At 52.8% G+C, this 3,858-nt stretch carries 1 protein-coding gene and 1 pseudogene; both read right to left on the bottom strand.

Translation table 11 applies throughout. The features are described 5' to 3' along the window. Positions 1-124: 124 nt before the first annotated feature. Positions 125-3,253: an NACHT domain-containing protein gene (locus ROE7235_RS18975; RefSeq protein WP_121097494.1), complete on the bottom strand. Its 3,129-nt coding sequence runs from the start codon at positions 3,251-3,253 to the stop codon at positions 125-127. A 124-nt stretch (positions 3,254-3,377) separates the two neighbouring features. Continuing rightward, positions 3,378-3,737 (bottom strand): annotated as a pseudogene (locus tag ROE7235_RS18970) (type I restriction endonuclease subunit R, EcoR124 family); the annotation flags it as partial. Positions 3,738-3,858 lie beyond the last annotated feature (121 nt).

Raw genomic sequence — 3,858 nt, 5'->3', positions numbered from 1 at the left:
GCAGCGCCTCAAGCGCCACAGCAGCTTTAAACTTGTCTGAAAAGTTCCGTCGCTTTGTCATTCTCGTATCCATTCGTGCGCGTTGGATACATCTTAGCACGCTGTCCAAATTTGCCGGACCACTTCAGTTCCCACTCCCTACGATGTTATCACCGATCGCATCGAGCCATGACCTCAGGCGAGGGAGAAAAAGGCGTCCGATCGTTTCCGGAGAATTTTCAATCCCTTGAAGTGTGTTCAAATTTCCCTGTGACCCCGGTGCTTGTTCAAGCTCCCAAGTCAATTCTCTCCCAATCGTTTGGTCAACTGCCTCAGGATGAGAGCTGATTAAGGCTTCCATCCAAAAAGGCAAACCATTTAGTTCGATTGGTGCGTATCGCGCCGCCAGCCTTGCGTCCTTTTTGTCCAGATTGGCTGCCCAATCGGCGTCCTCAGCTTCGGCGTAGATCCCGGCGAGCCCAAGTTGCCAGCGTATAAGAAATGTGCCCCGCTCACCTTCTGGACGCTCGCTGGCGAGTGTTGGGTTATCTTTTCGCCAGATGGTCATCAGGGCGCGGCGAAGGCGATCAGCGGTTTCACGGTCGAATTGATCCTCAATGAAACGTCGGTTCCATCCTGATAATCGACTATTATCACCATCATTCCCCATCGCTTTCCAAAGGTTCCAAGCCGTGTTCCAAGCGCGCTCATTCGAGAATGCGTCTTCAGGCTGATTGGCGACCTCGCGCCAAAATTGAATCCAACTGGCGCGGGTTTTGGCTTTCCTCCGTTGCTCCTGCACTTTGCGTTCAGCCGCTTTCTTCTCCCATCGCCGATGTTCCCTGTCGTTCTTTGAGGGTTTCAACCATTCCTCAATTCGAGCAACTAAGTTTGGGTTATCCGATACTAGAGCGCCCAATCCAATCACGTGCTTTTGCCAGGCATCACGATCTGGTGGCATCCGTATGGCCGCCTCTAAAAGCATGGCGCGCTCGCCCGCATCACGCTTTGAGTCGAGCAGCGCTTTCATTAACCATTCAAGATCCCGGTCGGCCAGCAACTCAACAGGACCATCATAATGCGTTACTTCTGCGAGGCGCCTCCAGGGGTCTTCGATTTTATGAAGAGATTGTACCAATCTGTCTTCCACCCAGAAGAGGCGTTCATTGTCATTGGCACTCATGCCCCTCAGTTTTTTTTGGAGTGCCTTTATCGGCTCGTCGTCGCAATGCCTTCTGTGATGCAAACGCAGGGCCAAGACGCTTGCGTGAAGCCAGGCTTCGTCTTTACAGACTTCGAGGCCTCGCATGCATATCGCAGCCAGCGCCCCACTGAGATATGGCCTATTGCTCGAAACGTGAGGTCCTTGCTTTTGCCAAGCTAAGCCGTCGGAGATCAACCTCACTAGGCCGTCACGTAACGCCTCGATTTCTGCTTTCTCCAACTGCGAAGTGGTAATCAGACGAGGTAGCTGCCAACTGAAGCTGCCAACGCTACGCCTTTGGTGCTTCACCCAGGCGACCGTCTGGCACAACTGCTCGATAGACATGTGCTCGGGGAAAAGTCGCAGTACCGCGTTGCGTGCAACCTTGTCGGGCCAGCGATCCTCTGCGCTAGCTATTCCAGCCGCAATTTGGGGAAGGCTTTCATCGTAAAGCGCCACCAGTGCATCGAGTGCGAGGGCTCTCTCAACCTCTACGGCACGTGTGTCGCAGGCGACGTCACGAGCAATCTTGGAACTTGCTTGAATTCGTCCCACTTCAATTAACGTGATGAGGATCACACGGACGTCTGGGTTTTCAACACCCGCTCCCCATATCTGATTTATCACGTTGGCCAGTTCAGGTGACGCGAAACGATGGACCTGGATATGGGGCACACTGATTCCACGCCAGCCGCCCGGACCGTATTTCATTGCATAGGCCTGAAGTGCCTGATCACGCTGAGATTGCGTTAGTGATTCAGGATCACCCTCGTCTAGAAGCACGGCGGGCTCATGGTCTCGCAAGAGCTCGAATACTCTACTTTCCATAATGGCCAACCATCCTGCGATAGGCCGCTTGGAGGGACGCACTATGGTCTTGCCCTTTGTCTCGGCGAACAACAGCCGTTTTAGGGCTCGGTAAGGCATTCCGCTCGTGCGAAGAGCCAGAAGTCGATGAGCTGCTAGGTATTCTGCCACGGATCGGTGGTGGAAACGTACTCGGCCATACGATGCGAAACCAAACAGCGGTCGTTCCAAAAGAGCCTTTCGTTCGTTCTGGTTCCAGTCAGTAAGAATAGTTGCCGGATCGAGTGCGACATCTTCGGCGACATCGTCCGAAGCCGCATTGTGCCGGATTGTCAGGCGGCGCGTCACTTGCATTGCAAGTGCTAGACGGCTTGCACCTTCAATCGCTTTCTCGACCGACAGTTCCGCCGCTTCCCCTCTATTGTCACGGGGGAGCAGCTTGATGCGTATGTTCGTTGCAACCTGGTCGCGATGAGTCCGGATACGTTTGTGTTCGCGCCAATCTGCACAAAGCTCGATCAAGTCTTGTGGTCGGCGCGCAAACTCGTGCGCGTTTCGCCGTTGTAGGTCCGCTTGAAGTTGCTCTGGATTAACCACGCCCTGGTCACTCGCAAAGGCATTGATCTGGGTATCTGACAGGGGCATCAGTGCAACGACCCGCCAGTCCGGTGCAACATCACCATTCTTCTCATTGCCACTATCGTCTTCTTGCTCACGCATCGCGATCTTCGCAAAACGTTCTTCGTGCGGAAGTATTGTTTGCGTTTTAGGGACGGGCAACACGCGCCGGATTACCTGTTCGTCAAAGGGGATTGGGCGGGTGGTAATTACAATCCGTACTCGATGAAGTTGGTTTCCAGTGCTTTTTTTTAGACGTTTCAGTGCTCGCTCAAAGGAACCGAGTGACAATCTCAATTCATCAATTGAATCGAGAAAGAAAGTTGCGGTGTCTGACTGAGACGCAAGCCAAATATCTAGCCTCTCCTCTTCGTTTGGGTCGAGCAAGCTGCGCAGGTCCTCGTTGGCCAACGCAGACAATTCCACAAAAAATGCGGCTTCTCCTTGATCCCACAGCCGTTGGGCCTGAGTTTGGCATTCGTAGGTTTTTCCGGCACCAGCTTCGGAGATAATTAGGATACGGCGCGACTGCAGTAAGTCCTGCCACGTCGCCGCCTTCGACCATCCCAAGCTGACCAAAAACCATTGCTGATCTGCTTCGCTTATCTTCCCATCAGGAATATTTTGGAAAGTTCGTTCAATCATTTAGGAAAAGCTTATGAGTCTGCGCTGAGTTTACCAAGGCCATCGTGCTGTGCTTAGTAGGAATACTCAGATTGATTTCCACACCAATATTTTGAGGTTCTAATAGACGGTAGCCAAGCATATATTAATCCACCCCGTCGATAAAGGTTTCCACAAATTCTCGGATCTTCGCGATGACGCGGTCGGCGACGCTGCGTCGCTGACGCAAAGGAGGACGCTTCTCCATTATTCCAATGACGTCGTCGCGCATCGGGGTCTTTTCGGTGAACAGATAGTGGGCCAGGACCTTGTCTAGTGCTTCGCGCTTCAGGCCTTCATCCTCGCTCAGAGTGACAAGAGCATTTTGCTTTTGAGCCTCCCAGTAGCTATCAAATTCAGCCCCCACATCGGCGCTAGCCGAAAGGTTCGCAAAGTGCTCAGCAATAAAGCGTTCGATCAACTCTTTTTTACTGCGCAGTTGCGCCTCGGTGTCGAGCACTGAAGTGGTCCTGCTTTTTAGGACAGGTTTGCGGCTTGTCTAAGATGCATCAGATTTATGTTCATGCCGCTTTTCGTATCTCTGCTTGCTCGAAGTATGCCGCGTCTGGGGTGCGTTTGTCGAGCGC

The organism is Roseinatronobacter ekhonensis, from assembly GCF_900499075.1.
In the GTDB taxonomy this organism is placed as follows: Bacteria; Pseudomonadota; Alphaproteobacteria; order Rhodobacterales; family Rhodobacteraceae; genus Roseinatronobacter; species Roseinatronobacter ekhonensis.
Note: the sequence above shows the minus strand (reverse complement) of the source record. Positions and strands in the feature narration are given on the sequence as shown.